We start from the raw sequence: 23849 nt of genomic DNA, 5'->3' as shown, positions 1-23849 counted from the left end.
CCCGTGTGATTGGGTGGCGCAAACGCGACGATTCGGGGGACGTCGCTCTTGGGGTTTTTGCACGAAAAAAGGAAGCACGGCAATGCGGTCGACGGTCCGACTCCGGATCCTCATCACTTGTGGAGTACTGGTGGCCGCGGGGGTGGGGGGCTGGCAACTCCTGCCCTCCGACGAGGGCCGTACCGACCCCGTCCCCGTGGGCACCACCGACGAGGTCACCTCGCTCGACCCGGCCGGTGCCTACGACGCCGGCTCCTGGGCGATCTACAGCAACGTCTACCAGTCGCTGCTGACCTTCAAGCCGGGCTTCACCACCCCGAGCCCGGACGCCGCCGAGAGCTGCAAGTTCGTGGGCGACAAGCTCACCACGTACCAGTGCACGCTCCGCGGCGACCTCGCCTTCCCCAGCGGGCGCAAGGTGGTGGCCGAGGACGTCAAGTACTCCTTCGACCGGATGCTGAAGATCAAGGCCGAGGTCGGACCCGCCCCGCTCTTCCCCACCCTGAAGAACGTGACGGCCGACGGCCTCACCGTCACCTTCCACCTCAGCGGCCGGGACGCCACCTTCCCGCTGAAGCTGGCCACCGGCGCCGGCTCGATCGTCGACCGCGAGCGCTACCCGGCCGACGCGCTGCGCCAGGACAACGGCGTCGACGGCACCGGCCCGTACCTCCTCAAGGAGTACAAGCCGGGCCAGAGCGCCCTGCTGGAGCCGAACCCGAAGTACCGCGGCGCGCTCGCCAAGACGGGCCGGCCGGTCCTCGTGAAGTACTACAAGCAGTCCGAGGACCTGGCGAACGCCTGGAAGTCCAAGGACGTCCAGGTGACGCACCGGCAGCTCCCGCCGTCCTTCGTGGAGAACCTGGACACCAACGGCGGCACGCGCCTCACCGAGGCGGAGAGCGCCGAGATCCGCAACATCATCTTCAACACCCGGGCCGACTCGCCGATGGGGTCCAAGGCGGTACGCCAGGCGATCGCGGCGGTCCTCGACCGCCCGGCCATCACCACCGGCGCCTACAAGGGCACGGTCGAGCCGCTGTACTCGCTGATCCCGCAGGGCTTCGTCGGCCACAGCACGGCCTTCTACGACCGCTACCCGGCGCCGGACCAGGCGAAGGCGAAGAAGCTGCTGGAGGACGCGGGCGTGGAGACGCCGGTCGCGTTCACCTTCGGCTACCGCCAGGACGCCACGTACAAGGCCGAGACCGCGCAGATCAAGAAGCAGCTGGAGGAGACCGGGCTCTTCGAGGTGAAGGTCGTGGAGGCCGACTGGCAGACCTTCCAGAAGGGCTACACCAGCGGCGCCTACGACGCGTACACCGTCGGCTGGCTCCCCGACTTCCCCGACTCGGACAGCTTCACGGCCCCGCTCGTCGGCACCGGGAACACCCTGGACAACGGCTACTCCAGCAAGACCGTCGACAAGCTGATCACCGACACCCAGCAGTACAGCGACCGCTCCCGGACCACCCGCGACTTCAAGGCGATCCAGGACGAGGTCGCCAAGGACGTGCCGCTGGTCCCGCTCTGGCAGAAGAAGGACTACGTCCTCGCCACCGAGGGTGTCGGCGGCTCGCAGAACCTCTCGGACGGCACCGGCATCTGGCGCCTGTGGGAGCTCTCCTGGATCTGAGCCGCCGAGGCGCGCTCAGTCCTGCTTCGGGGCGGTCCTGCGGGGCCGCCCCGAAGCCGCCATGCCGGCGGCCGTCGGCATGAAGTCCGCGAGCAGCTCGTGGGTCTCCTTGACCAGCGGGCGCAGGATGCGGAAGCGGGAGAGCGAGATCGCCCGCGCGGTGACGGGCGACAGCCGCTCCACCAGGCGGCGGCTGTTGGCGGCGCCCTCGGAGCGGTCGTACACCCAGAACAGCACCAGGCCCATCTGCTGGAGCCAGAGCAACTGCGGCAGCGCCTCGGAGAGTTCGGGGTCGATCTTCACCGAGGCGCCGGAGATCACCCGGCGGTGGACCTCGATCGCCGCCTCGCGCGGGCCCTCCGACTCGGGGGAGAACGGCGAGAGCGGGCTGTCCGGGTCGGCCGCGTTCTTGAAGAACTGGGCCGCGAACTCGTGGTACGGCTCCGCGATGTCGAGCCAGGCGAGCAGGACGCCCCTGATGCGGGCGACGAGTTCCTTCTCGCCGCCCTCCAGGACGGGCCGGACCGCCGCCTGGTGCTCCTCGGCGATGCGGTCGTAGAAGCCCTGGACCAGGTGCTCCTTGGACGCGAAGTAGTAGTAGGCGTTCCCGACCGAGACCCCGGCCTCCTGGGCGATGGCCCGCATGGTGGTCTTGTCGTACCCCCGCTCCCGGAAGAGCCGCAGCGCGGTCTCCAGGATGAGCGTCCGGGTCTGCTCGCTCTTCGGGGCCTTCGAAGCCTCGGAGGTCTTCGGAGCGGCCGGGGCCTTCTTCTCTTCCTTCGCGTCCTTCACGGAGCCGAGCCTAGCCGGGCGGACCGGGCACTTCGCAGTGCCCGTCCCCGCAGGGTCCGTCCCCTGCGCCGGGGCCCTTGAGCGCCTCCCGCCAGCGCGCGGCGGCGAGGACGGCCGCGCGGGCGAAGGGCTGTCCGGCGGGGGTGGCGAGCCAGTGGGCCCTGGGCCGGTGCTCGGCCAGCGCCCAGAGGCAGACGATCCAGGCGGCCGAGGCCGTGTAGACCTGGCCCCGGTCCCCGATCACGGTGATCTCCCGCAGCGTGGAGGCGTGGTCGAGGTCCGGGTAGAGGTCCCGTGCCCGCTGCGAGCCGGCCGGGACGAGGTCGAGCGGTACGAGCTGCCGCTGGCGCAGCAGCCAGTGCCTGAGGTGCACGCAGAGCGGGCAGTCGGCGTCGTACAGCACGGTCAGACGTCCGACGGGGGTGCCCTGACGGGAGGCGGGGGTCGTCATCGTCGGCCGGCCGGGTCAGGACTGCGGGGCGGGCGGGGCCCAGGGGCCGTTCTTGGGGCCGGTGGTCCAGCCCTGCGGGGCGACCGGCGGGACCTGCTCGCGCTCCATGGCGCCCCGGCGGCGGATCTTGTTGAGGACGTAGACGTTGCCGAGGTGCATCACGCCCAGGACGAGCAGGACGACGCCGAGCTTGACGGAGAGGGCCTCGAAGAGCTCCCGGGCGTCGAGGACGGTCGCGTCCTGGCGCAGGTAGAGGGCGACGAAGCCGAAGTTGACGAGGTAGAAGCCGACCACCAGGAGGTGGTTGACGGCCTCCGCGAGCTTCTCGTTCCCGTGCAGCACGTCGGCGAGGAAGATCCTTCCGTTACGGCTGAGGGTGCGGGCGACCCAGATGGTGAGGGCCACGCTGATCAGCAGGTAGGCGATGTACGCGACGACAGTGAGGTCCATGCCCCACGCTCCCTTGAACGCGTTCAAATGCTGGCAGTCATGACTGTAGACCCCTTCTTGAACGTGTTCAAGTCGCGGGTGGAGGAGTGATGGGAAGGCGGTGGGAAAGGTGTGGCCCGTGATGTCAGGGGCGTCTACAGTCACGCGGGTGACGCTCTCTCATGACACGGCCGGCACCGGCCCCCAGACCGTCGTCCTGCTGCACTCCGGGGTCTGCGACCGCCGGATGTGGGACGGGCAGTTCCAGGCCCTCGCCGACGCCGGACACCGGGTCGTCCGCTGCGACCTCCGCGGCTTCGGCGAGACCCCCGCCGACGCACCGCACCTGCACGCCGACGACGTCCGCGACCTCCTCGACCACCTCGGCGCCGAGCGGGCCGTGCTCGTCGGCTCCTCCTTCGGCGGCGAGGTCGCCCTGGAGTTCGCCGTCCGCCACCCCGGCCGCACCGCCGCGCTCGCGCTGCTCTGCGCCGCCGCCCCCGTCGAGCACGAGGAGGGACCCGAACTCACCGCCTTCTGCGAGCGGGAGGACGCCCTCCTCGAAGCCGGTGACGTGGAGGGGGCCACCGCCCTCAACGTCGAGCTGTGGCTCGGCCCTGGCGCCGGCCCCGAGGCCCGCGCCCTCGTCCACACCATGCAGCGCCGCGCCTTCGAGCTCCAGCTCGACGTCCCCGAGGAGCACGAGGCCCGGTCGGCCGGCGTCACCGAGGACGACCTCGCGACGATCGGCGTGCCCGCCCTCGTCGTCACCGGCGCCCACGACCTCCCCGACTTCCGCGCCATCGGCGAGAAGACGGCCGCCCTCCTCCCGGAGGCCCGCCACGTCGAGCTCGACTGGGCCGGTCACCTGCCGTCCCTGGAGCGCCCCGAGGAGACCCTCCGCCTCCTCCTCGACCACCTCGCCGGGCTCAGCGCCCCCGCCGCAGCTGCGCGGTGATCGACGGGTCGGTGATCCGGTCGTCGGCGGCCAGCAGGAACGCCTTCGACAGGATCACCGACAGCATCCCGCCGTCCTCCTCGAACGGCAGGAACACCTTCCCCGCCGCCCGCCCGGCCTCCCGCGCCCGGTCCACCACCACGCACAGATACGCGTCCGAGGGCTCCATCAGCACGTTCCCCGAACCCAGGTGGATCCGGTACGCCCCCAGCTCCCCCCGCACCCGCAGGAACCGGTCCGTCAGCTCCACCCGGTCCGCGAGCCGGGTCCGCGGCAGCAGCCGCGCCAGCGTCTCCCGCCGCACCCGCGCCCCCGCCGTCAGCTCCCCGAAGCCCCAGCTCCGCCAGTAGTCGCCGTAGGCCCGGTCCGCGCCCCGGTCCCGCCACTCCGGGTCCGCCCCGACCGACGCCACCCCCACGAACAGGTCCACGTCCCGCAGCGCCTCCGACAGCACCAGCGCCGGCACCTCCTCCAGCGGCGCCTCCTCCCAGGCGCGCGGCCCCGCGGACCCCGCCCGCCGCTCGAACCGCACCTGGTCCGTCGCGCACAGCAGCGCGAGCCCGTCCGAGTACGCCCCCTGGTCGACGAGGTCGACGAAGAAGCGGGCCCGCCACCGCGTCCCCTCCGCCGCAGGCAGCTCGCCCGGCGCGGGCAGCTCCTTCACCAGCTCGGAGGAGTCCCCCTCGGAGAAGTGCCCCAGGTGCCGCCCCGCCCAGCCCCGGCCCGTCATCAGCGCCCGCGCCTGCCCGTACCGCAGCACGTGGCCCGCGAAGCGGTTCGAGTACGACGCTGTCTCCCGCTCCGCCGGCGTCAGCGGGTACACCTCCCGGAACACCTGCTTGAACGGCTGCCGCACCTCCCGGTCGAGCAGCGCCGCCCGCCACCCGGCGACCTCCTCGTCCCCGGCCCGCAGCGGATGCCACAGCCGCAGCCAGTCGCCCGCCCCGACCGGCCGCGCGGTGCCGTCCGCCCCGGCCAGCACCCACCCGCCCCCCGACCGCTCCGGCAGCCCGGCGACCCAGCCCCCGAGGTCGCCCCCCGCCTCCCACACCAGCGCCCGCGCCACCGCCCCCGTCACCGCATGGTCCACGTAGTACCGCTGCCAGTCCTCCGCCGGCCAGCTCGTGCCCGCCGCCAGGTGCTCCTCCAGGCGGGCCCGCTCCTCCGACAGCAGCGCCGACAGCGCCCGCAGCCCGGCTCGCACATCCTTCAGCTCCTCGGCGCGCGCCTCCCGCACCTCCTTCGGCGCGGTCTTCAGGAGCCTCCCCTCCGGGCCCCTGAAGGAGAGCAGCGCCGTGCCCGGCTCCCGTACCGCCAGCTCCGCCGTGTACGCCCCCAGGGGGGTCTCCCGCACCCCGCGCCCGTCGAGCCCGAGCTCCGGGACCGCCCGCTCCCGCAGCATCGACGCGGTGATCCCGGCCCGCGCGGAGACCGCCTCCCGGGCGCGCGCGATCCCCTTCACCACCGTCCGGTTGACCACCCGTCTCGGCAGTCGTCCCAGCTCCGCGACGGCCTCCCCGGCCCGCTCGGCCGGGCACTCCCCGAGGACCGCGACGGCCGTCGTGGCGAGCGGCTGGCTCCGGCACATCCCCCCGGACCCGCCGAGCCCCGTCCCCGCGTTCAGCGCCACGGCCCCCACCAGCGGCACCGCCCACTCCTCCCCGACGCCGAGCGCGGCCCACAACAGGCCGCGGACCAAGGAGGTGTTGCCCTCCCCGGCGAGCGAGGCGAGCCCCATCCCGAACGGGTTCAGGTCGTGCACCCGGTGCTCGGGCTGTGCGGCGATCCCCTCCAGCAGCCGCCGCACCACCTCCGCACCCCGCTCGGCCCCGGCCAGCAGCTCCGCCGCCCGCTTCCGCCAGGCCCGGGTGGCCCGCGGCCTGTCGAGCAGCGCGCAGTGCCCGAGGAACGCGGCGACGCCCGCACCCGACAGCAGTTCCCCGTGGGCCGCGCGCATCGCGGGACCGTAGTCGTCGAGCGCGTCGAGCAGGTGCCGGGGGAGCCGGCCGTCGACGACGGGCGCCTCGCGGGCCAGCAGCGCGTCGATCCTGCGCCGGATGCCCTGGTACCCCTCGCCGTTCCCGTACCACCGGTAGGACTCGCCCAGGTGACGGAGCGTCCGCAGTCTCGGCCGGTCGTACTCCTCCACCTGCTCGGCCACCGCGACGGCGATCGGCACCACGACCAGGAACGCCTCGCGCAGCTCGTGCGGGCAGAACTCCGCGTCCCGGCCGAGGAGCCGCGCGAGCATCCGGTCGGACTCGGCGGCCGACCAGCCGAGACGCTGCCCGGCCAGGTGGGCGAGACCGAGCTCCGCCGTCCCCCGGTGCGCCCCGTGACGCTGGAGCGCGAAGGCCGCCGCACGCCGTCCCGCCGCGTCGAGCGCGTCCAGGAACTCCACGAGCGCCCCCGCCCGTCCGGCCCGCTCGCGGTCCACCGCCTCGTCCAGCCCGCTCACCGGGCCCGTGATCCCCACCATGCCGACCACGGTAGGACCCGCCACTGACAACGGGCTCAGCGCACCCGCCGCACCCCCGGCACCAGCGCCGTCGCCAGGCAGCAGCCGCCGACCAGGACGGCCGCCGCGACCAGCGGGACGCCGGGGCCCCAGGCGTCGGCGGCGAGCGGGGCCAGCGTGTAGCCGACCGGCATCGCGGCGAGCGAGAGGAGCCAGTCGTACGAGACCACCCGGGCAAGGACCTGCTCCGGGACCGCGCGCTGGACGACCGTCTGCCAGACGGGGTTGAGGAAGCCGAGGCCGGCCTGCGCGAGCCCGTACGCGGCGATGACGGCCCAGGCGGGTGCCCCGGCGGCGAGCAGCGCCAGCGGCAGCGCGTACGTGGAGAGGGCGAGGTTGGCGAGGAGGACGGGCCGGGCGGGGCTCAGCCGGTCGGCGAGCAGCGAGCCGGCGAGCAGCCCCACCGCGCCGACCTGGAGCAGCAGCACCCAGGCGCCCGCCCCGCCGAGCCGGTCGAGGGCGATCGCCGGGCCGAGGGTCATCAGGACGGCTGCGGCTCCGTTCCAGGCGCTGTGGGCGACGAGGCTGGTCCAGTACCAGTCGCGGGACCTGACCTCCCGCCAGCCCTCGCGCAGGTCGGCGAGGAAGGACCGGCGGGGGATCGGCACCCGCTCGACCCGCAGGACGGCGAGGAGCGCGGCGCTGACCGCGAAGGAGGCGGCGTCCAGGACGAAGGCCCAGCCGGGGCCGACGGTGAGGACGAGCGCGCCGGCCAGCGCGGGCCCGCCCACGCGCGTGGCGCTGTGCGCGATGCCCATGGCGGCGTTGGCCCGCAGGAGCGCCTCGGGGGCGACCGTCCCGCGCACCAGGGGCGAGCTGGTCGGCATGGCGAAGGCGCCGGCCGCGCCGCCGACGGCCGAGGCGGCGGCGATGAGCCAGAGGGTGGGGCTGCCGCTCAGGAGCTGGGCCCCGACGAGGAGCTGGGTGGCGCACCGGGCGAGGTCGGTGGCGAGGGCGATGGCGCGGGCGTCGAACCGGTCGGCGAGCACTCCGCCGACCGGCAGGAGCAGCAGCTTCGGCACCATCGCGCACGCGAGCACGAGCGCGAGCGCGCCCGTGGAGCCGGTGGCCTCCAGGACGGCGAGGGCGAGCGCGGCGGGCACGACGGCGTCTCCGGTGAGGGAGAGCAGCCGCCCGGCGAAGAGCAGCCGGAAGGGGCGGGTGCGCAGGGGGTGGCGGACGGCGGGGGGCGACGCGGTGGCGGCGGACGGCATGCGCGCAGAGTATTTCGGTACCTAATGATTTGGCAACGAAATATTAGGCAACGAAGTATCACTGCCCGGACAGGCCGGACCCCCGCACGTACGATCCCCCCATGAACAAGCCGGACCCCCTGGCACCCCAGGAGCAGGACTGGACCGACGGGCACGTGGCCCGCTGGCAGCCCGTCCTGCCCGAACTCGACCCCGTCGTCGAAGGCGCGGTCACCCGGATGAAGAAGCTCTCCGTCTACCTCCGCCGGGTCCGCGAGCAGTCCCTCGTCGACTTCGACCTCGAACGCCACGAGTTCGACACCCTGCACAAACTGGCCGGCCGCGGCGGCTCCGCCGCCCCCTCCGAGCTGGCCCAGGACCTCGACCTGGCCCCCGCCTCGGTCACCGGCCGCCTCGACGCCCTGGAGAAGCGCGGCCTCGTCCGGCGTACCCCCTCCACCACCGACCGCCGCCGCGTCGTCGTCGAACTCACCGGCGCCGGGCGCACCACCTGGCTCGGCGCCATGGACGTCCTCGGCCACGAGGAGGAGCGCCTCCTCGGCGTCCTCAGCCCCGCCGAGCGCGCCACCCTCAACGACCTCCTCCGCCGCGTCATGCTCGCCGCCGAGGCGGACCCGGCCGCCCCGCACTGGCACGGCTGACCGCCCGACCACCTCACCGCCCGACCGCCTGACCGACTGTCAGTGCCGGTGCCTACGCTCGTCGGCATGGGAACAGTCACCTTCGTCGACGAGACCACCCTCGGCGCCCGGACCGCCTCCGCGCCCCTCGCCGTGCCCGAGGAGCGGCTGCCGCTGCGCGAGCTGATAGCCCGCCGGGTCGCCCTGGAGACCGGCCCGGAGGGGTACGAGGCCGGGCTCGCCCGCGCCCTGGACGCCTTCGCCCGCAACGGCTTCCTGGTCCTCGTCGGCGACCGCCAGATCGAGGACCCGGACGAGACGGTCACCCTCGGCCCCGCCACCGAGGTCGTCTTCCTGAAGCTGGTCCCCCTGGTCGGCGGCTGACGCCTCCCGGGCCCCGCACACGCGGAAGACCCCGCCTCCCGGAGGGAGACGGGGCCTTCGCATCACGCGGAGGAGGTCAGAAGCGACGCGTGATCAGCGCGCGCTTCACTTCCTGGATCGCCTTGGTGATCTCGATGCCACGCGGGCAGGCGTCCGTGCAGTTGAACGTCGTGCGGCAGCGCCACACGCCGTCCTTGTCGTTCAGGATCTCCAGGCGCTGCTCACCGGCCTCGTCGCGCGAGTCGAAGATGAAGCGGTGCGCGTTGACGATCGCGGCCGGACCGAAGTACTGGCCGTCGTTCCAGAAGACCGGGCAGGACGACGTGCACGCGGCGCACAGGATGCACTTGGTGGTGTCGTCGAAGCGCTCGCGGTCCTCGGCGGACTGCCGGCGCTCGCGGGTCGGCTCGTTCCCCTTGGTGACGAGGAACGGCATGACGTCGCGGTACGCCTGGAAGAAGGGCTCCATGTCGACCACGAGGTCCTTCATCACCGTGAGGCCCTTGATGGGCTCGACGGTGATCGGCTTCTCGGGGTTCAGGTCCTTGATCAGCGTCTTGCAGGCGAGCCTGTTCTTGCCGTTGATCCGCATCGCGTCCGAGCCGCAGATGCCGTGCGCGCAGGAGCGACGGAAGGTCAGCGTGCCGTCGATGTCCCACTTGATCTTGTGGAGACCGTCGAGCACGCGCTCCTTCGGGTCGATCGCGACCTGGAAGTCCTCCCAGACCACCGCGTCCGAGAGCTCGGGGTTGAAGCGGCGGATCCGGAACGTGACCGTGATGTACGGGGAGGCGGCGGACTCCGCCTCGACCTTTTCCAGAACGGGGGTGGCCATCAGTACTTACGCTCCATCGGCTGGTAGCGGGTCTGGACGACCGGCTTGTAGTCGAGACGCACGGTCTCGGAGCCGTCCTCGCCGACCTCGCGGTACGCCATCGTGTGGCGCATGAAGTTGACGTCGTCGCGGTTCGGGTAGTCCTCGCGGTAGTGACCGCCGCGGGACTCCTTGCGCGCCAGGGCCGAGACGGCCATGACCTCGGCCAGTTCGAGCAGGTTGCCCAGCTCGATGGCCTCCAGGAGGTCGGTGTTGAACCGCTTGCCCTTGTCCTGGATGGACACGTTCCTGTAGCGCTCGCGCAGCTCGGCGACCTTCTCGACGGCCGTCTTGATGGTCTGCTCCGTGCGGAACACCATCACGTTGGCGTCCATCGTCTCCTGGAGCTCGCGGCGCAGGTCGGCGACCCGCTCGCTGCCCGTGGAGTTGCGCAGGTTCTCGATCTGCGCGACGACCAGGGACTCCGGGTTCTCCGGCAGCTCGACGTAGTCGGCCTTGTGGGAGTACTCGGCGGCGGCGATGCCCGCGCGGCGCCCGAAGACGTTGATGTCGAGCAGCGAGTTGGTGCCGAGGCGGTTGGCGCCGTGCACCGACACGCAGGCGACCTCGCCGGCCGCGTACAGGCCCGGGACGACGGTGGTGTTGTCCGAGAGGACCTCACCCTCGACGTTGGTCGGGATGCCGCCCATGGCGTAGTGCGCGGTGGGCTGGATCGGGATCGGGTCCGTGTACGGCTCGATGCCGAGGTACGTACGGGCGAACTCGGTGATGTCCGGGAGCTTGGCGTCGAGCTGCTCCGGCGGGAGGTGCGTCAGGTCCAGGTAGACGTGGTCGCCCTCGGGACCGCAGCCGCGGCCCTCGCGGATCTCCGTGTAGATGGAGCGGGACACGACGTCACGGGACGCGAGGTCCTTCATGACCGGCGCGTACTTCTCCATGAAGCGCTCGCCGTCCTTGTTGCGGAGGATGCCGCCCTCACCGCGGGCGCCCTCCGTAAGGAGGATGCCCATGCGCCAGATGCCCGTCGGGTGGAACTGGAAGAACTCCATGTCCTCCAGGGGCAGGCCGCGGCGGTAGCAGGCGGCCTGGCCGTCACCGGTCAGGGTGTGGGCGTTCGACGTCACCTTGAAGAACTTGCCGGTGCCGCCGGAGGCGTAGATGACCGCCTTCGCCTGGAAGATGTGGATCTCGCCGGTGGCCAGCTCGTACGCGACGACGCCGGCGGACTTCTTGACGCCGTCGACCTCGGTGATCAGCTGGTCCAGGACGTAGAACTCGTTGAAGAACTCCACGCCCTCCTTGACGCAGTTCTGGTACAGCGTCTGGAGGATCATGTGGCCGGTGCGGTCCGCGGCGTAGCAGGACCGGCGGACCGGGGCCTCGCCGTGGTTGCGGGAGTGGCCGCCGAAGCGGCGCTGGTCGATGGTGCCGTCCGGGGTCCGGTTGAACGGCAGGCCCATCTTCTCCAGGTCGAGGACGGCGTCGATGGCCTCCTTCGCCAGGATCTCGGCGGCGTCCTGGTCGACCAGGTAGTCACCGCCCTTGACCGTGTCGAAGGTGTGCCACTCCCAGTTGTCCTCCTCCACGTTGGCCAGCGCGGCGGCCATGCCGCCCTGCGCGGCTCCCGTGTGGGAGCGGGTGGGGTAGAGCTTCGTCAGCACGGCGGTGCGGCTGCGCTTCGTCGCCTCGATGGCGGCGCGCATGCCGGCGCCGCCGGCGCCGACGATGACGGTGTCGTACTTGTGGATCTTCATTGGGTGGTTACCTCAGCCCCGTGCCTAGCGGATGTTCGGGTCGAAGGTGAAGATCACCAGCGTGCCCAGAAGGATGGTGAACACCGTGGCGGTGTACAGCAGGCCCTTGAGCCACAGGCGCGTGTTGGGGCGCTCCGCGTAGTCGTTGATGACGGTACGGAGGCCGTTGGCGCCGTGCAGCATGGCGAGCCACAGCATCAGCAGGTCCCAGACCTGCCAGAACGGGGACGCCCAGCGGCCGGCCACGAAGGCGAAGCCGATCTTGGAGACGCCGCCGTCCAGGAAGAGCTGGATCAGCAGGTGGCCGAGGACGAGGACCACGAGGACGACACCCGAGAGGCGCATGAAGAGCCATGCGGCCATCTCGAAGTTGCCGCGGGTCGACTTGGGCGTCTTGCCCGTGCGCTTGCGCGGCGCCTCGATGTAGGGGGCGGGGTTGTCCGCGTCGTAGGCAGCGCCCTCGACGGGACCGATCGCGGAAGTCGTGTCAGCGGACATGTCTGAGGTCAGCTCCCGAACAGTTCACGTGCGGCGTGGCCGAGGACGGGGTAGATCGACCCCGCCATCAGCACGACCCAGATGCCCACGACGGTCCAGAGCATCTGCTTCTGGTAGCGCGGGCCCTTGGACCAGAAGTCCACGGCGATGACCCGGAGGCCGTTGAGCGCGTGGAAGAGGATGGCGGCGACCAGGCCGTACTCCAGAAGAGCGACGATCGGCGTCTTGTAGGTCGCGACGACCTCGTCGTACGCCTCGGGGGAGACGCGGACGAGAGCGGTGTCCAGCACGTGTACGAACAGGAAGAAGAAGATGAGGACGCCGGTGACTCGATGAGCCACCCAGGACCACATTCCTTCCCGGCCGCGGTACAGCGTTCCAGCCGGCACGGAAAAACCCTCCGGGAGCGGGGATCAGGGGCCCGGCCGGCTTCTCTGTCGGTCTGGCCCGGCCGGGTACGGTCCACCGGCCCCGGTCATCGTAGCGACGACTTGTCGGTTCGCTCGCGCGGGGTCCGTCAGTGTGATCAAACAGGCACGGACGGGCTATCGTCCGAGGCGGATTCGGCCCATTCCGGGGAGAATCACAGGTCCGCGCGGCGGAACGTGAGTCCCTGGGAGAGCGTGAAGGCGAGCCGGGAGCGCGCCAGCCGGCGCAGCTCGTCGGCCGCGACGGCCCGCTCCTCGTCCGGTTCGTTGCCGAGACGTGACCGGATTCCGGCCAGGACGGCGTCCAGCCGCTCGCCCGGCCGCACCCCGTCCAGGCTGATGACGAACGCATGGCCGAAGCGGCTCTCGTACGCGGCGTGGGCGGCGCGCAGCGCGGTCCGGGCGGCCGGCGGCGCGTCCGGGTCCGGCGGCGCGGAGGATTCCGCGGCCAGTGCCTCGTCGAGGTCGTTTCCCGTCAGGTCGTACCCGGCCTCCTCGGCGGCGGCCAGCAGGGCGTCCACCGTGGGATAGGGCCGGTGGGCGGCGATCCGCTCGGCCCAGCGGGGGCTGTGGCAGCAGGAGAGCAGCAGTGCCACCGCCTCGGCGGGGGCCGCCGCGTTGAGCGGCAGCAGGCCGTGCGGGGCGCCGGGGGACTTCTGGGCGGGTATGGCAGGCGCGTCCGCCGGTCCCGGCTTGCGGCAGGGGGCGTGGGTGTCGCTGGTCAGCGTGGGCTCCGGGACGGCGGGACGAGTGGGGTGGGCGTGACGCAACGTTATCGACGGTACGGGGGAAGTGTCCGACGAGTGCGCGAATTTCACCCGGAAGGGAGAGTTTAGGAACGTGTGATGGACGTGAAGGTTCCGTTCCTCCGGGTGGGGATCCGCGCACGGACGATTGGCCGGTCCGTCCCCGGTGCGGGAGGATCGGAAAGATGCGGTACTCCCCACGAGGCGCCCTGCGGGGCCCGGCACTCCTGGCGGCCGCGGTGGCCCTGACCACCGTCGCGGCCTGCTCGAACGGGTCCCCGTCCGGTACGGCCTCCCCCTCCGCGGCACCCTCGGCCCCCTCGGCCCCGTCCGGTACGGGCACGGCCGCGGCCCCCGCCCCCGAGCCGACCACGGCGACCCCTTCCCCCTCGCCGACGCCCACCCGGACGTACCCGCTCTCCACCGCCCCCCGCACCGTCCCCGCCGTCCGCTCCCACGAGGCCGCCCGCGGCCCCGGCTGGAAGCCCGGACCCCGCGCGGGCGTCGTCCTCGGCGCGAACAGCGCGGGCCTCGCCGACGAGGCGCGGCTGATCGCCCAGGAGCTGGGCCTGCGCTACCGCGGCGAGGCCGCCCCGGTCACCGGCGACGTCGAGCTGGCGCTCGGCGCGAAGGGCGGCGCCCCCGAGTCGTACACGCTGACCGTGAAGGACGGCCGGGTCCGGATCGCCGGCCCCGACGAGGCGGGCGTCTTCTACGGCACCCGCACCCTCAAGCAGTCGGTGAAGGGCGCCGGGGCGATGCCCGAGGGCACCGTCACGGACCGGCCGGCCAAGCCGCAGCGCGGACTCAACGTCGACATCGCCCGCAAGCACTTCACCGCCGCCTGGCTGGAGGACCGCATCCGGGAGATGGGCGACCTCAAGCTCAACCAGCTGGGGCTGCACTTCTCCGACGACCAGGGCTTCCGGATCGAGTCGGACTCGCACCCCGAGGTCGTCTCGAAGCAGCACCTCACCAAGGCGGAGGTCCGCCGGATCCTCGCGCTCGCCGCGAGCCGGCACGTCACCGTCGTCCCCGAGATCGACTCGCCCGGACACCTCGGCGCGGTCATCGACGCCCACCCGGACCTCCAGCTGGTCAGCGTGAGCGGCCGCACCCCGCGCGGCGCGGTCGACATCTCCGACCCCGACTCGGCCCGGATCGTCGACGACCTGCTGCGCGAGTACACGGCCCTCTTCCCCGGCGCCTACTGGCACCTGGGCGCCGACGAGTACGTGGCCCTGATGGCGAAGGACCCCGAGGCCAGCTACCCGCAGCTCGCGAAGGCGGCGCGCGAGGCGTACGGGCCCTCCGGCCGCGTCCAGGACCTGGCCACCGACTGGCTCAACGACCGCGCCGCCACCGTCCGCCCCACCGGCAAGACCCTCAAGGCGTGGAACGACGGCTTCTTCGCGGGCGGCGTGGTGAGCGCGGCGAAGGACATCGAGGTCGAGTACTGGACCGGCAAGGAGTTCGGCGCCCGGCCCCCGCTCCCGTACCTCCAGGCGGGCCGCAAGCTGGTCAACCTCAACGACGAGTACCTCTACTACGTCCTCGGCGAGCCCAACCAGTTCACCTACCCGACCGGCCGCCGCATCTACGAGCAGTGGACCCCGCTCGTCCTGCGCGGCACCACCCCGGTCCCCGCCCGCTACGACGCCCAGATCCTCGGCGGCCGGCTCGCCGTCTGGTGCGACCTCTCCAACGCCCAGACCCAGGACCAGGTCGCCGCCGGCATCCGCCTCCCGCTCGAAGCCCTCTCCCAGAAGGTGTGGGACTCCCGCAAACCCACCCAGAGCTGGGCCGACTTCCGCGCCCTGGCGACGAAGGTACGCGGCTGAGCTGGGGTTTTCCCTGGACGGAACGGTTCCGCCTGGCATAGGTTCCGCCCCGGCCCCTTGGGGGAGGGGCCGTTCCGATCGCACACCGTTCCTGGGGGGAACCTTCATGCTGCGCAATCCCAACGGCCTGGCGTACGCCGTCATGACCCTGCTGGGCGTCGACGTCTTCCTCGACCTGCTGCTCGCCGGCGACGAGGTGTGGTCGCTCACCGACCCGTTGGCCGCCTACCGGGCGAGCACCTTCGCCGGCGTCGACCTCGCCCTGCTGGGCGTCGCGAGCGGCGGCGCCTACGTGGCGACCATCGTCCTCTTCATCATCTGGTTCCACCGGGTCCGGCTGAACGCCGAGGTCTGGGCCGGCGACCTCCAGAGCCGCAGGCCCGGCTGGGCCATCGGCGCGTGGTTCATCCCGATCGCCAACCTGTGGATCCCGCGGAACATCGCCGCGGACATCTGGCGGGGCAGCCGGCCGGACCCGTCCGCCGCCGACGGCGCGCGGGAGCTGACCCTGCTGAACTCCTGGTGGTCCTTCTGGGTCGCCGGAGCGGTGGTGGACCGGGTGGCGGCCCAGGCGTACAAGCGGGCCGAGACGCTGGACGAGTGGACCACCGCAGCGGGCTGGTCTCTGGCGGGCTACCTGCTCACCGTCGTCGCCGGCATCCTCGCCATCCTGTTCGTCCGCCGTCTGACCTCTATGCAGCACACCAAGGCCACTGGCATGATTCCGGCCGCCATGTGACGGAAAAGCGCCGGTCGGCGCGGAGGCGGCGGAGGCGACCATGACGGTGGAGACGGGCCGGAGTCTGCGGGACCTGATCGACGGGGCCGACGAGCGCGGCCTCGCCGCCGCCGGGCTCGCCTGCCTGGACCGGTGCCTGCCGCTGCTCGCGCCCGGGCGCGCCGAGGTGCTGCGCCCGGTGTGGGCCGCGGTGGCGCGCGGGGGCGGCGGCGGGTGGGCCGAGGCCGTGGCCACGGCGCGGGTCGAGCTGGACGGCGCGGGCGACGGGGACGCGGACGCCGGCGGGGTCGTCACGATGGTGCGCACGATGCTCGACGGGGCTCCCGCCGCGTGGGCCGAGGAGCCCCTGCGGGCCTGGGCCGGGCAGTGCTCGTCCGTCGCGCTCGCCGTGCACCGCCTGTACGACGTCCACGAGGACGGCCCGCTCCAGGCCGGTGAACTCCGCCGCCAGCAGGCCGTCCTGGAGACGGTCGCCCACGGCCCGACCGGACTGCGCCGGGCCCGTGAGCTGTCCGTCGAGGGCGGCCGGGTGCTGCGCGCGGTGGTCTCGCGCCGGGCCCGCACCGCCTGAGGCTCAGTCCTCCGAAGGCGCCTCGACCGTCGCGGAGGCGACGAGCTCGGAGAGCTGCCGCTCGGCCGTCGCCTTCTCCAGGCCGAGACCGCTCAGCACGCCCTCGCCGTCCTCGTGCTCCAGGAGGGCGAGGAGGATGTGCTCGGTGCCGACGTAGTTGTGCCCGAGCCGCAGCGCCTCGCGGAAGGTCAGTTCGAGCACCTTCTTCGCCGCCGCGTCGTACGGAATGAGCGCCGGCACCTCCTCGGCGACGGGCGGCAGCGTCGGCGTGACCGCCTCGCGCAGCCGCTCGGCGGTGACGCCCTGCTGGGTGATCCACAGGACGGCGAGCCCCTCGGGCTCGGCGAGCAGCCCGAGCGCCAGATGTCCGGGGACGGTCTCCGCGTTCCGCGCGGCGATCGCCTCGTTCTGCGCGGCGACGACGACGGCGCGGGCGCGCGGCGTGAAGCGGGCGAACCCGGCGTTCGGGTCCATCCTCTCGGCGTCGGGGTCCTTGGGGACGAAGCGCTTCTGGGCGGCCTGACGGGTCACGCCCATGCTGCGCCCGATGTCGGTCCAGGAGGCGCCGGAGCGGCGGGCCTGGTCGACGAAGTGGCCGATGAGGTGGTCGGCGATCTCGCCGAGGTAGTCCGCCGCGATGACGGCGCCGGAGAGCTGGTCCAGCGTGTCCGGGTGGACCTTCTTGATCGCGTCGATGAGTTCGTCGAGACGGATGCTGAGCTGCGGAACCGCGGGATGCGTCATGAGGCAACCCTAGGTTGACACCCCTGCACTGTCAACGATCGGTTGACAGTCGTGCCCGGTGTGACTTCTCGTGACTTCTTTTGAGTGATGCGTCGTATGGCATGAAGAGGGGATGAATCGGGCGGAGCGCGGCCCGGAAAAGGGAGACGACCGGGGCCGCCACCCCCCACAGGAGAGGCCCCGGTCGTCGTCCACGGAGCCGCAGCACGGCTCCGTACTCCCTACAGCGCCGGTGGTGCGGTTTCTGTCACACCGTCGGATGCGCCACCCGCGCGCGGAGCGAAGGTTGCAAGTTGTACAAGGTGCCCGCACCGCGTGGACGCGACGCCAGGAATCGACGTAGCGTGCTGGAGCGCGAGGCGGACTCGGCGGCGATGACCAGCCCCGACGACGCGACCGACGTGCTGGCGCGCGCAGAACGCGACCGACGGACAGGGTTTGGGGAGTGCTGGGGGACGACGCGGAGCTGACGGCCGCGGTGCTCGCTGCGCAGGACGGGGACGAGGACGCCTTCCGTACTGTGTACCGCGCCGTGCACCCCCGTCTGCTGGGCTACATGCGCACGCTGGTCGGAGAGGCCGACGCCGAGGACATCGCCTCGGAGTCCTGGCTCCAGATCGCCCGCGACCTCGACCGCTTCAGCGGCGACGCGGACCGCTTCCGCGGCTGGGCGGCCCGGATCGCCCGCAACCGCGCCCTCGATCACATCCGGATGCGCGGCCGCAGGCCCGCCTCCGGCGCCGACGAGACCGAACTGACCGACAAGCCCGCCGACTCGGACACCGCGGGCGAGGCCCTGGAGGCGCTGGCCACCGGCGACACCCTCCGCCTCATCGCCCGCCTCCCGCAGGACCAGGCCGAGGCCGTCGTCCTGCGCGTCGTCGTCGGACTCGACGCCAAGTCCGCCGCGGAGGCCCTCGGCAAGCGCCCCGGCGCCGTCCGCACCGCCGCCCACCGTGGCCTGAAGAAGCTCGCCGAACTCCTCGGCGTCGAAGGCGCGGTCGGCGCGGCCGGCGCGGCCGCCCCGGAACCGGCCGGGGAGCCCCCCGGCGGCGGGCCCGCGCCCGACGCGCAGGCACTCGACGGAGTGCCGCCCCAGCGCGGCCGGAACCAGGGCTTCATAGCCCCCGGCGGTGTGACGCATTGGCGTCCGCGTACGCAGAAGGACATGTGATGGCCGACGAGCGGAATCAGTGGCTCGACCCGGAGGCCGCGGAGCGGCTGCTCCGGGGCGAGCCCGTCGACCCCGCCGGTCCCGAGGCCCCCACGGGGGCCGCGGCCCTCGCCGAAGCCCTCGACGCGGCCCGCGCCTCCGCCGCCCCCGCCCCCGGCGTCCCGCTCGCCGGGGAGGAGGCCGCCCTCGCCGCCTTCCGCACCGCCACCGCCGCCCGCGCCGCGGCCCGCGCCACCGCCGACTCCCCGGCCGACGCGGTCGTCTCCGCCGACCTCGGGCGGGTACGGCTCGTCCGTTCCCCCGGTACGACCCGCCGCTGGGGACGCTCCCTGCGGTACGGGCTGGCCGCCGGGCTCGCCGCCGTCACCGTCGGCGGGGTCGCCGTCGCCGCGGGGACCGGCGTACTCCCGCTGGTCGACAGGGAACCCTCCCGTACGGTCACCGCCGCCGAGACCGCCACGCCGCCCGACCCGCCCGACCCGCGCGAACCGACCGCCGGGATCGAACGCCACCCGAGCCCCTCCCGCAGCGAGGACCCCGGCCGCCCCGCCGACACCCCCACACCCGGCGCCACCCCCACGGCCCGGTCCGAAGCGACCGCGACCGCCACCGGCAAGCCCACCGGCAAGCCCACCGGCAAGCCCACCGACCCCACTTCGGTCGCCCCCACCCCCAAGGACAGGCGCGGCACCGAGGCCGACCGCAGGACCAAGGCGTGCCGCGCGTACCGCGACGGCCGCCTCGACGCCTCCGCCCGCCAACAGCTCACCGGCGCCCCGCGCGTGGGCGAGACCCTGCGCGCCTACTGCGACAGGCTCCTCGGCGCCGACAAGGCGGACGGCAAGGAAGAGGACGGCGAGAAGGAGCGCGAGCGGGAGAAGGAGAAGGAGGACAAGGAGAAGGACGGCGAGGGGAACGACCGGGACGACGACTCCGACCGCGAGCGCGACCAGGACCCGAAGGACCGCCCCAAGGCCGACAGGCACGGGGGCGAGGGCAAGGACGAGGACAAGACCAAGCGCAGGACCCACCCGGCGGAGACCCCCGCGAAGGCCCTCGCGCTCTGCCCGACGGGAGCCCCCGCGCCGGGGGTGTGACACTTTTCGGCCCGGCGGCGCAGTACAGAGTGAGCCGACTGGTCATCGGCCGCGCAGAGAGCCGGGGTTCCCCCCGTACCTACGGCTCCGCGCACCCGGCGCGGGTGGGACACGTTCCCCCGGTCCCACCCGCGCCCCTTCTTCCCGCCCCGTCCGCCACCACCCTTCCGCTACCAGTGGACGACGACCTTGTCGCCGACCTTCACCTGGTCGAAGAGGGCCGAGATCTTCGCCCGGTCCCGGACGTTCACGCAGCCGTGCGAGGCCCCGTTGTAGCCGCGCGCCGCGAAGTCCGACGAGTAGTGCACCGCCTGGCCGCCGCTGAAGAACATCGCGTACGGCATGGGCGTGTGGTAGATCGTCGACGTCCAGTCCTTCGCCTTCCAGCCCACTGCGAAGGTGCCCTCACGGGTCGGCGTGTTCTCCGAGCCGAAGCGCACGTCCATCGACGAGACCACCCGGCCGTCGATCATCCAGGCGAGGGTCCGGCTCTCCTTGCTGATGCAGAGCACCCGGCCGGTCATGCAGCGCGCGTCCGGGGTGTCCAGCTTGTTGGTGGTGGACGGCTTCAGCTCGTCCGCCGTCGGCTTCTTCGTCATGCCGAGCAGCCGCTGCCAGGTCGTCTCGTCCACGGACCCCGTCTCCGGCAGCCCCCGCTTCTTCTGGAAACCCGAGACCGCCTTCGCCGTGATCGTCCCGTAGAAGCCGGTGGGCGCCCGGTCGAAGTAGTCCAGCTGGCGCAGCCGCGCCTGGAGTTCCCGCACCTGCTCGCTCTCGTCCCCGTCCTTCATGAGCGCCTTCGCCGAGGGCGCCGGAGCCGGCGAGGACGGAGCGGGCGAGGAAGGGGCCGACGACGAGGGTGCGGGGGACGCGGAGGTGGCCGGGGCCGAGGTGGTGGGCGCCGGCGGCTTGTCGTCCGACCCGGCCGCCTGGGCCGTACACCCCGTCGTGACGAGCGCGACGGCGGCGGTCGCGAGAACGGCTCTGCGTATGACGGACGAACGCTTCATGGTGGCCCCCCGGGGAATGAACTGTGCCCATAGGGATGCTTCCCGCCCGCCTGTGGTTGCGCACCTGTGCGAGCAAGCGCTCATGCTGTGAGGAAGGTCCCAGCGTGCTGCTCTCCACCGGGCCGCACAGCCGCCGCTACAGTCCGTCGCGAGGGTCGGTACCGCACAGTAGCGGGCAGCAGGTCAATCGGGAGGCACAAGCAATGGCGCGCGAGTCGGAGTCGGGACTGCCCATCGAGCCGGTCTACGGTCCGGAGGCCCTGGAGGGCTGGGATCCCGACGGGAAGCTGGGCGCGCCGGGCGCGTACCCCTTCACCCGCGGTGTGTACCCGTCGATGTACACCGGACGCCCCTGGACGATGCGCCAGTACGCCGGTTTCGGCACCGCCGTGGAGTCGAACGCCCGGTACAAGCAGCTCATCGACAACGGCACCATGGGCCTGTCGGTCGCCTTCGACCTGCCCACCCAGATGGGTCACGACTCCGACGCGGCCATCGCGAGCGGTGAGGTCGGCAAGGTCGGCGTGGCGATCGACTCGGTCGACGACATGCGGGTGCTGTTCGGCGGGATCCCGCTGGACAAGGTCTCGACGTCGATGACGATCAACGCCCCCGCCTCCCTCCTCCTGCTGATGTACCAGCTGGTCGGCGAGGAGCAGGGCGTGCCCGCCGACAAGCTGACCGGCACGATCCAGAACGACGTGCTGAAGGAGTACATCGCCCGCGGCACGTACATCTTCCCGCCCAAGCCCTCGCTGCGGCTGATCGCGGACATCTTCAAGTACTGCAAGGCCGAGATCCCGAAGTGGAACACGATCTCGATCTCCGGCTACCACATGGCCGAGGCCGGTGCCTCGCCCGCGCAGGAGATCGCGTTCACCCTCGCCGACGGCATCGAGTACGTCCGCACCGCCGTCGCCGCCGGCATGGACGTCGACGACTTCGCGCCCCGGCTGTCGTTCTTCTTCGTGGCCCGCACCACGATCCTGGAGGAGGTGGCGAAGTTCCGCGCCGCCCGCCGGATCTGGGCGCGGGTGATGAAGGAGGAGTTCGGCGCGAAGAACCCCAAGTCGCTGATGCTCCGCTTCCACACCCAGACCGCGGGCGTGCAGCTGACGGCCCAGCAGCCCGAGGTCAACCTGGTCCGCGTCGCCGTCCAGGGCCTCGCGGCCGTCCTCGGCGGCACGCAGTCGCTGCACACCAACTCCTTCGACGAGGCCATCGCCCTGCCGACGGACAAGTCCGCCCGCCTCGCGCTGCGCACCCAGCAGGTCCTCGCGTACGAGACCGACGTCACCGCCACCGTGGACCCCTTCGCCGGGTCGTACGTCGTCGAGAAGATGACGGACGACGTGGAGGCCGCCGCGCTGGAGCTGATGGACAAGGTCGAGGAGCTGGGCGGCGCGGTCAACGCCATCGAGCGCGGCTTCCAGAAGAGCGAGATCGAGCGCTCGGCGTACCGGATCGCGCAGGAGACCGACTCCGGCGAGCGGGTCGTCGTCGGCGTCAACCGCTACACGATCGACGTCGAGGAGCCGTACGAGCCGCTGCGCGTCGACCCGGCGATCGAGGCCCAGCAGGCCGACCGCCTCGCCAGGCTCCGCGCCGAGCGCGACCAGGCGGCCGTCGACGCGGCGCTCGCCGAGCTGAAGAAGGCGGCCGAGGGCACGGACAACGTCCTCTACCCGATGAAGGACGCGCTCAAGGCCCGCGCCACCGTCGGCGAGGTCTGCAACGCCCTGCGCGAGGTCTGGGGCACGTACGTGCCCAGCGACGTCTTCTAGTCTCATCCATATAGACGCAGGTCACAGCGGAGTGTCGTACCCATGTGCGACACTCCGCCCATGCTGGGTGTCACCGATCTGCCGACCTATCTCGCGGGGCTCGTCCTCATCATCCTCCTCCCGGGGCCGAACTCGCTCTACGTGCTGTCCGTGGCCGCCCGCAAGGGCACCAGGACCGGCTACAAGGCCGCCGCGGGCGTCTTCACCGGCGACACGATCCTGATGACCCTGGCCGCCCTCGGCGCGGCCTCCCTGCTCCAGACCACCCCGCTGCTCTTCACGATCGTCAAGTACGCGGGCGCCGGCTACCTGGCCTGGATGGCGTACGGGATGCTCCGCGCGGCCCTCGCCATGTGGCGCTCCCGCCACCAGCCCGACGGCGCCGGACCCGAGGGCGCGGAGAGCGGCTCCACCGAACACCCGTACCGCCGGGCGCTCGTCATCAGCATCTTCAACCCGAAGGCGATCCTCTTCCTGATCTCCTTCTTCGTGCAGTTCGTGGACCCGTCCTACGCCTACCCGGCGCTCTCCTTCCTGGTCCTCGGCGCCCTGCTCCAACTCGGCAGCTTCCTCTACCTCACCACCCTGATATTCAGCGGCACCCGCCTCGCCGCCGCCTTCCGCCGCCGCAAGCGCCTCTCCGCCGGCGCCACCTCCGCCGCCGGCGCCCTCTTCCTCGGCTTCGCCGTGAAGCTCTCCCTCAGCAGCGCCGCCTGAACCCCCGCACCCGTCCCGTGCCTGCTTGACCCTCACACCGTGTGAGGCCGTTCCGTAGGGGGCGTCATGTTTGCCATCGGAGACTTCGCCCGGCACGGGCGGGTGTCGGTCCGGATGCTGCGTCACTACGACGCGCTCGGACTGCTGCGCCCGGCCCACGTCGACCCGCACAGCGGTTACCGCTTCTACTCGGCGGACCAGCTCGCGCGGCTCAACCGCGTCATCGCGCTCAAGGACCTCGGCTTCAGCCTCGAACAGGTGGGGGCCATCCTCGACGACGAGATCGGCGCGGACGAGCTGCGCGGGATGCTGCGGCTGCGCAGGACCGAGCTGGAGACCGCCCTCGAAGAGGCGCGGGCACGGCTCGCCCAGGTCGGTGCGCGGCTCCGAGCCATCGAGAGCGAGGGACGCATGTCCACGCAGGACGTCGTCGTCAAGAAGATCCCCGCCGTGCGGGTCGCCGAGCTGAGCGCGGTTGCCGCGGGCTTCGGGCCGGAGGCCATCTCGCCCGTCATCGGGCCGCTGTACGGGGAGCTGTGCGGCCGTCTGGAGGCCGCCGGGGTCACCGGTTTCGGGCCGGGGATCGCGTACTACGAGGACGCGGGGAAGGGAGACGGCTCGATCGTCGTGCACGCCGCGATGACCGTGCCCGAGGGCACCGAGGCGGAGGGCGTACGCGTCCACGTGCTGCCCGGGATCGAGGAGGCGGCGACCGTCGTCCACCGGGGCTCGATGGACGACATCCTGCCGACCGCGCAGGCCCTCGCCTCCTGGATCGACACCAACGCGTACACGTCGGCCGGCTACGCCCGCGAGCTGTACCTGGAGTGCCCGGAGGACCCGGCCGGCTGGGTGACCGAGATCCAGGAGCCGATCGCCCGCGCGTGAGGAGGTGGGGCCCGGGACCTC

Annotated in this window: 24 protein-coding genes; 12 read left to right on the top strand and 12 right to left on the bottom strand. The window is 72.3% G+C overall.

The window, feature by feature from the left end; translation table 11 throughout:
- Positions 1–82: 82 nt before the first annotated feature.
- Entirely contained in the window at positions 83–1636 is a 1554-nt protein-coding gene (locus tag ACFXMG_RS14790) for an ABC transporter substrate-binding protein (RefSeq protein WP_383815409.1), read from the top strand.
- Between the two features lie 15 nt (positions 1637–1651).
- Here the strand turns inward: ACFXMG_RS14790 and ACFXMG_RS14785 are convergent, their stop codons facing one another.
- Genes ACFXMG_RS14785 through ACFXMG_RS14775 form a run of 3 tightly spaced genes read right to left on the bottom strand, consistent with a single transcriptional unit; the run spans position 1652 to position 3329 of the window.
- Positions 1652–2428 carry a TetR/AcrR family transcriptional regulator gene (locus ACFXMG_RS14785; RefSeq protein WP_383815406.1) on the bottom strand — a complete coding sequence of 259 codons (777 nt, stop codon included), beginning with the start codon at positions 2426–2428 and terminating at the stop codon, positions 1652–1654.
- A 10-nt stretch (positions 2429–2438) separates the two neighbouring features.
- Positions 2439–2879 carry a thiol-disulfide oxidoreductase DCC family protein gene (locus ACFXMG_RS14780; RefSeq protein WP_383815403.1) on the bottom strand — a complete coding sequence of 147 codons (441 nt, stop codon included), beginning with the start codon at positions 2877–2879 and terminating at the stop codon, positions 2439–2441.
- 15 nt (positions 2880–2894) lie between these two features.
- Positions 2895–3329, bottom strand: a complete 435-nt coding sequence (locus ACFXMG_RS14775; protein WP_383815401.1) for a hypothetical protein — start codon at positions 3327–3329, stop codon at positions 2895–2897.
- A gap of 148 nt (positions 3330–3477) precedes the next feature.
- Here ACFXMG_RS14775 and ACFXMG_RS14770 point away from each other — a divergent pair, with 148 nt between their 5' ends.
- A complete protein-coding gene (locus ACFXMG_RS14770) occupies positions 3478–4266 on the top strand; it encodes an alpha/beta fold hydrolase (RefSeq protein ID WP_383815398.1) in 789 nt (262 codons plus the stop codon).
- On the opposite strand, the gene ACFXMG_RS14765 is transcribed toward ACFXMG_RS14770, so the two are convergent.
- A complete protein-coding gene (locus tag ACFXMG_RS14765) occupies positions 4238–6745 on the bottom strand; it encodes a DUF4132 domain-containing protein (RefSeq protein ID WP_383815396.1) in 2508 nt (835 codons plus the stop codon). The genes ACFXMG_RS14770 and ACFXMG_RS14765 overlap by 29 nt on opposite strands.
- Before the next feature lie 35 nt (positions 6746–6780).
- Positions 6781–7998, bottom strand: coding sequence for an MFS transporter (locus tag ACFXMG_RS14760; protein ID WP_383815393.1), 1218 nt, complete (start codon positions 7996–7998; stop codon positions 6781–6783).
- Positions 7999–8099: 101 nt separating this feature from the next.
- Between ACFXMG_RS14760 and ACFXMG_RS14755 the strand changes: the two genes are divergently transcribed.
- Together ACFXMG_RS14755 and ACFXMG_RS14750 are read left to right on the top strand one after the other, a co-directional pair.
- On the top strand, positions 8100–8639 hold the full coding sequence (locus tag ACFXMG_RS14755; RefSeq protein ID WP_383815390.1) for a MarR family winged helix-turn-helix transcriptional regulator: 540 nt from the start codon (positions 8100–8102) through the stop codon (positions 8637–8639).
- Between the two features lie 66 nt (positions 8640–8705).
- Positions 8706–9002 (top strand): hypothetical protein, encoded by a 297-nt coding sequence (locus ACFXMG_RS14750; protein ID WP_383815387.1) that lies wholly within the window; start codon positions 8706–8708, stop codon positions 9000–9002.
- Positions 9003–9078: 76 nt separating this feature from the next.
- Here the strand turns inward: ACFXMG_RS14750 and ACFXMG_RS14745 are convergent, their stop codons facing one another.
- The 5 genes from ACFXMG_RS14745 to ACFXMG_RS14725 form a co-directional block, all read right to left on the bottom strand.
- The gene (locus ACFXMG_RS14745; protein WP_383815384.1) at positions 9079–9837 is read right to left on the bottom strand and encodes a succinate dehydrogenase iron-sulfur subunit; all 759 of its coding nucleotides are present in this window, start codon (positions 9835–9837) and stop codon (positions 9079–9081) included.
- Entirely contained in the window at positions 9837–11591 is a 1755-nt protein-coding gene (sdhA, locus tag ACFXMG_RS14740; protein WP_383815381.1) for a succinate dehydrogenase flavoprotein subunit, read from the bottom strand. Before sdhA ends, ACFXMG_RS14745 begins: the two co-directional genes overlap by 1 nt.
- A gap of 24 nt (positions 11592–11615) precedes the next feature.
- Positions 11616–12089 carry a succinate dehydrogenase hydrophobic membrane anchor subunit gene (locus ACFXMG_RS14735; protein ID WP_383815378.1) on the bottom strand — a complete coding sequence of 158 codons (474 nt, stop codon included), beginning with the start codon at positions 12087–12089 and terminating at the stop codon, positions 11616–11618.
- A gap of 8 nt (positions 12090–12097) precedes the next feature.
- Entirely contained in the window at positions 12098–12478 is a 381-nt protein-coding gene (gene sdhC, locus ACFXMG_RS14730; RefSeq protein ID WP_189948009.1) for a succinate dehydrogenase, cytochrome b556 subunit, read from the bottom strand.
- Between the two features lie 194 nt (positions 12479–12672).
- On the bottom strand, positions 12673–13287 hold the full coding sequence (locus tag ACFXMG_RS14725) for a 2-oxo-4-hydroxy-4-carboxy-5-ureidoimidazoline decarboxylase (protein ID WP_383815375.1): 615 nt from the start codon (positions 13285–13287) through the stop codon (positions 12673–12675).
- Between the two features lie 161 nt (positions 13288–13448).
- Between ACFXMG_RS14725 and ACFXMG_RS14720 the strand changes: the two genes are divergently transcribed.
- The 3 genes from ACFXMG_RS14720 (at position 13449) to ACFXMG_RS14710 (ending at position 16414) form a co-directional block, all read left to right on the top strand.
- The gene (locus ACFXMG_RS14720) at positions 13449–15104 is read left to right on the top strand and encodes a glycoside hydrolase family 20 protein (protein WP_383815372.1); all 1656 of its coding nucleotides are present in this window, start codon (positions 13449–13451) and stop codon (positions 15102–15104) included.
- Positions 15105–15210: 106 nt separating this feature from the next.
- Positions 15211–15843 (top strand): DUF4328 domain-containing protein, encoded by a 633-nt coding sequence (locus ACFXMG_RS14715; RefSeq protein WP_383815369.1) that lies wholly within the window; start codon positions 15211–15213, stop codon positions 15841–15843.
- A gap of 40 nt (positions 15844–15883) precedes the next feature.
- Complete coding sequence (locus ACFXMG_RS14710; RefSeq protein ID WP_383815367.1) at positions 15884–16414, top strand: hypothetical protein; 531 nt, start codon at positions 15884–15886, stop codon at positions 16412–16414.
- Positions 16415–16417: 3 nt separating this feature from the next.
- Here the strand turns inward: ACFXMG_RS14710 and ACFXMG_RS14705 are convergent, their stop codons facing one another.
- On the bottom strand, positions 16418–17158 hold the full coding sequence (locus tag ACFXMG_RS14705) for a Clp protease N-terminal domain-containing protein (RefSeq protein WP_383815365.1): 741 nt from the start codon (positions 17156–17158) through the stop codon (positions 16418–16420).
- 445 nt (positions 17159–17603) lie between these two features.
- On the opposite strand from ACFXMG_RS14705, the gene ACFXMG_RS14700 reads away from it, so the two are divergent.
- Positions 17604–18332: an RNA polymerase sigma factor gene (locus tag ACFXMG_RS14700; RefSeq protein WP_383815362.1), complete on the top strand. Its 729-nt coding sequence runs from the start codon at positions 17604–17606 to the stop codon at positions 18330–18332.
- Positions 18332–19429 (top strand): hypothetical protein, encoded by a 1098-nt coding sequence (locus ACFXMG_RS14695; RefSeq protein ID WP_383815360.1) that lies wholly within the window; start codon positions 18332–18334, stop codon positions 19427–19429. Before ACFXMG_RS14700 ends, ACFXMG_RS14695 begins: the two co-directional genes overlap by 1 nt.
- 170 nt (positions 19430–19599) lie before the next feature.
- Here ACFXMG_RS14695 and ACFXMG_RS14690 read toward each other — a convergent pair whose 3' ends face one another.
- Complete coding sequence (locus ACFXMG_RS14690) at positions 19600–20439, bottom strand: L,D-transpeptidase family protein (protein ID WP_383815358.1); 840 nt, start codon at positions 20437–20439, stop codon at positions 19600–19602.
- A gap of 203 nt (positions 20440–20642) precedes the next feature.
- On the opposite strand from ACFXMG_RS14690, the gene ACFXMG_RS14685 reads away from it, so the two are divergent.
- The 3 genes from ACFXMG_RS14685 (at position 20643) to ACFXMG_RS14675 (ending at position 23828) form a co-directional block, all read left to right on the top strand.
- Complete coding sequence (locus tag ACFXMG_RS14685; protein WP_383815355.1) at positions 20643–22223, top strand: methylmalonyl-CoA mutase; 1581 nt, start codon at positions 20643–20645, stop codon at positions 22221–22223.
- A 60-nt stretch (positions 22224–22283) separates the two neighbouring features.
- A complete protein-coding gene (leuE, locus tag ACFXMG_RS14680) occupies positions 22284–22940 on the top strand; it encodes a leucine efflux protein LeuE (RefSeq protein WP_383815352.1) in 657 nt (218 codons plus the stop codon).
- Positions 22941–23006: 66 nt separating this feature from the next.
- Positions 23007–23828 carry a MerR family transcriptional regulator gene (locus ACFXMG_RS14675; protein WP_383815349.1) on the top strand — a complete coding sequence of 274 codons (822 nt, stop codon included), beginning with the start codon at positions 23007–23009 and terminating at the stop codon, positions 23826–23828.
- The last annotated feature ends 21 nt before the right edge of the window (positions 23829–23849 follow it).

The organism is Streptomyces sp. NPDC059201, assembly GCF_042754585.1.
GTDB lineage: Bacteria > Actinomycetota > Actinomycetes > Streptomycetales > Streptomycetaceae > Streptomyces.
The sequence above is the reverse complement of the archived record's forward strand: the minus strand, read 5'-3'. Positions and strand labels throughout refer to the sequence as shown.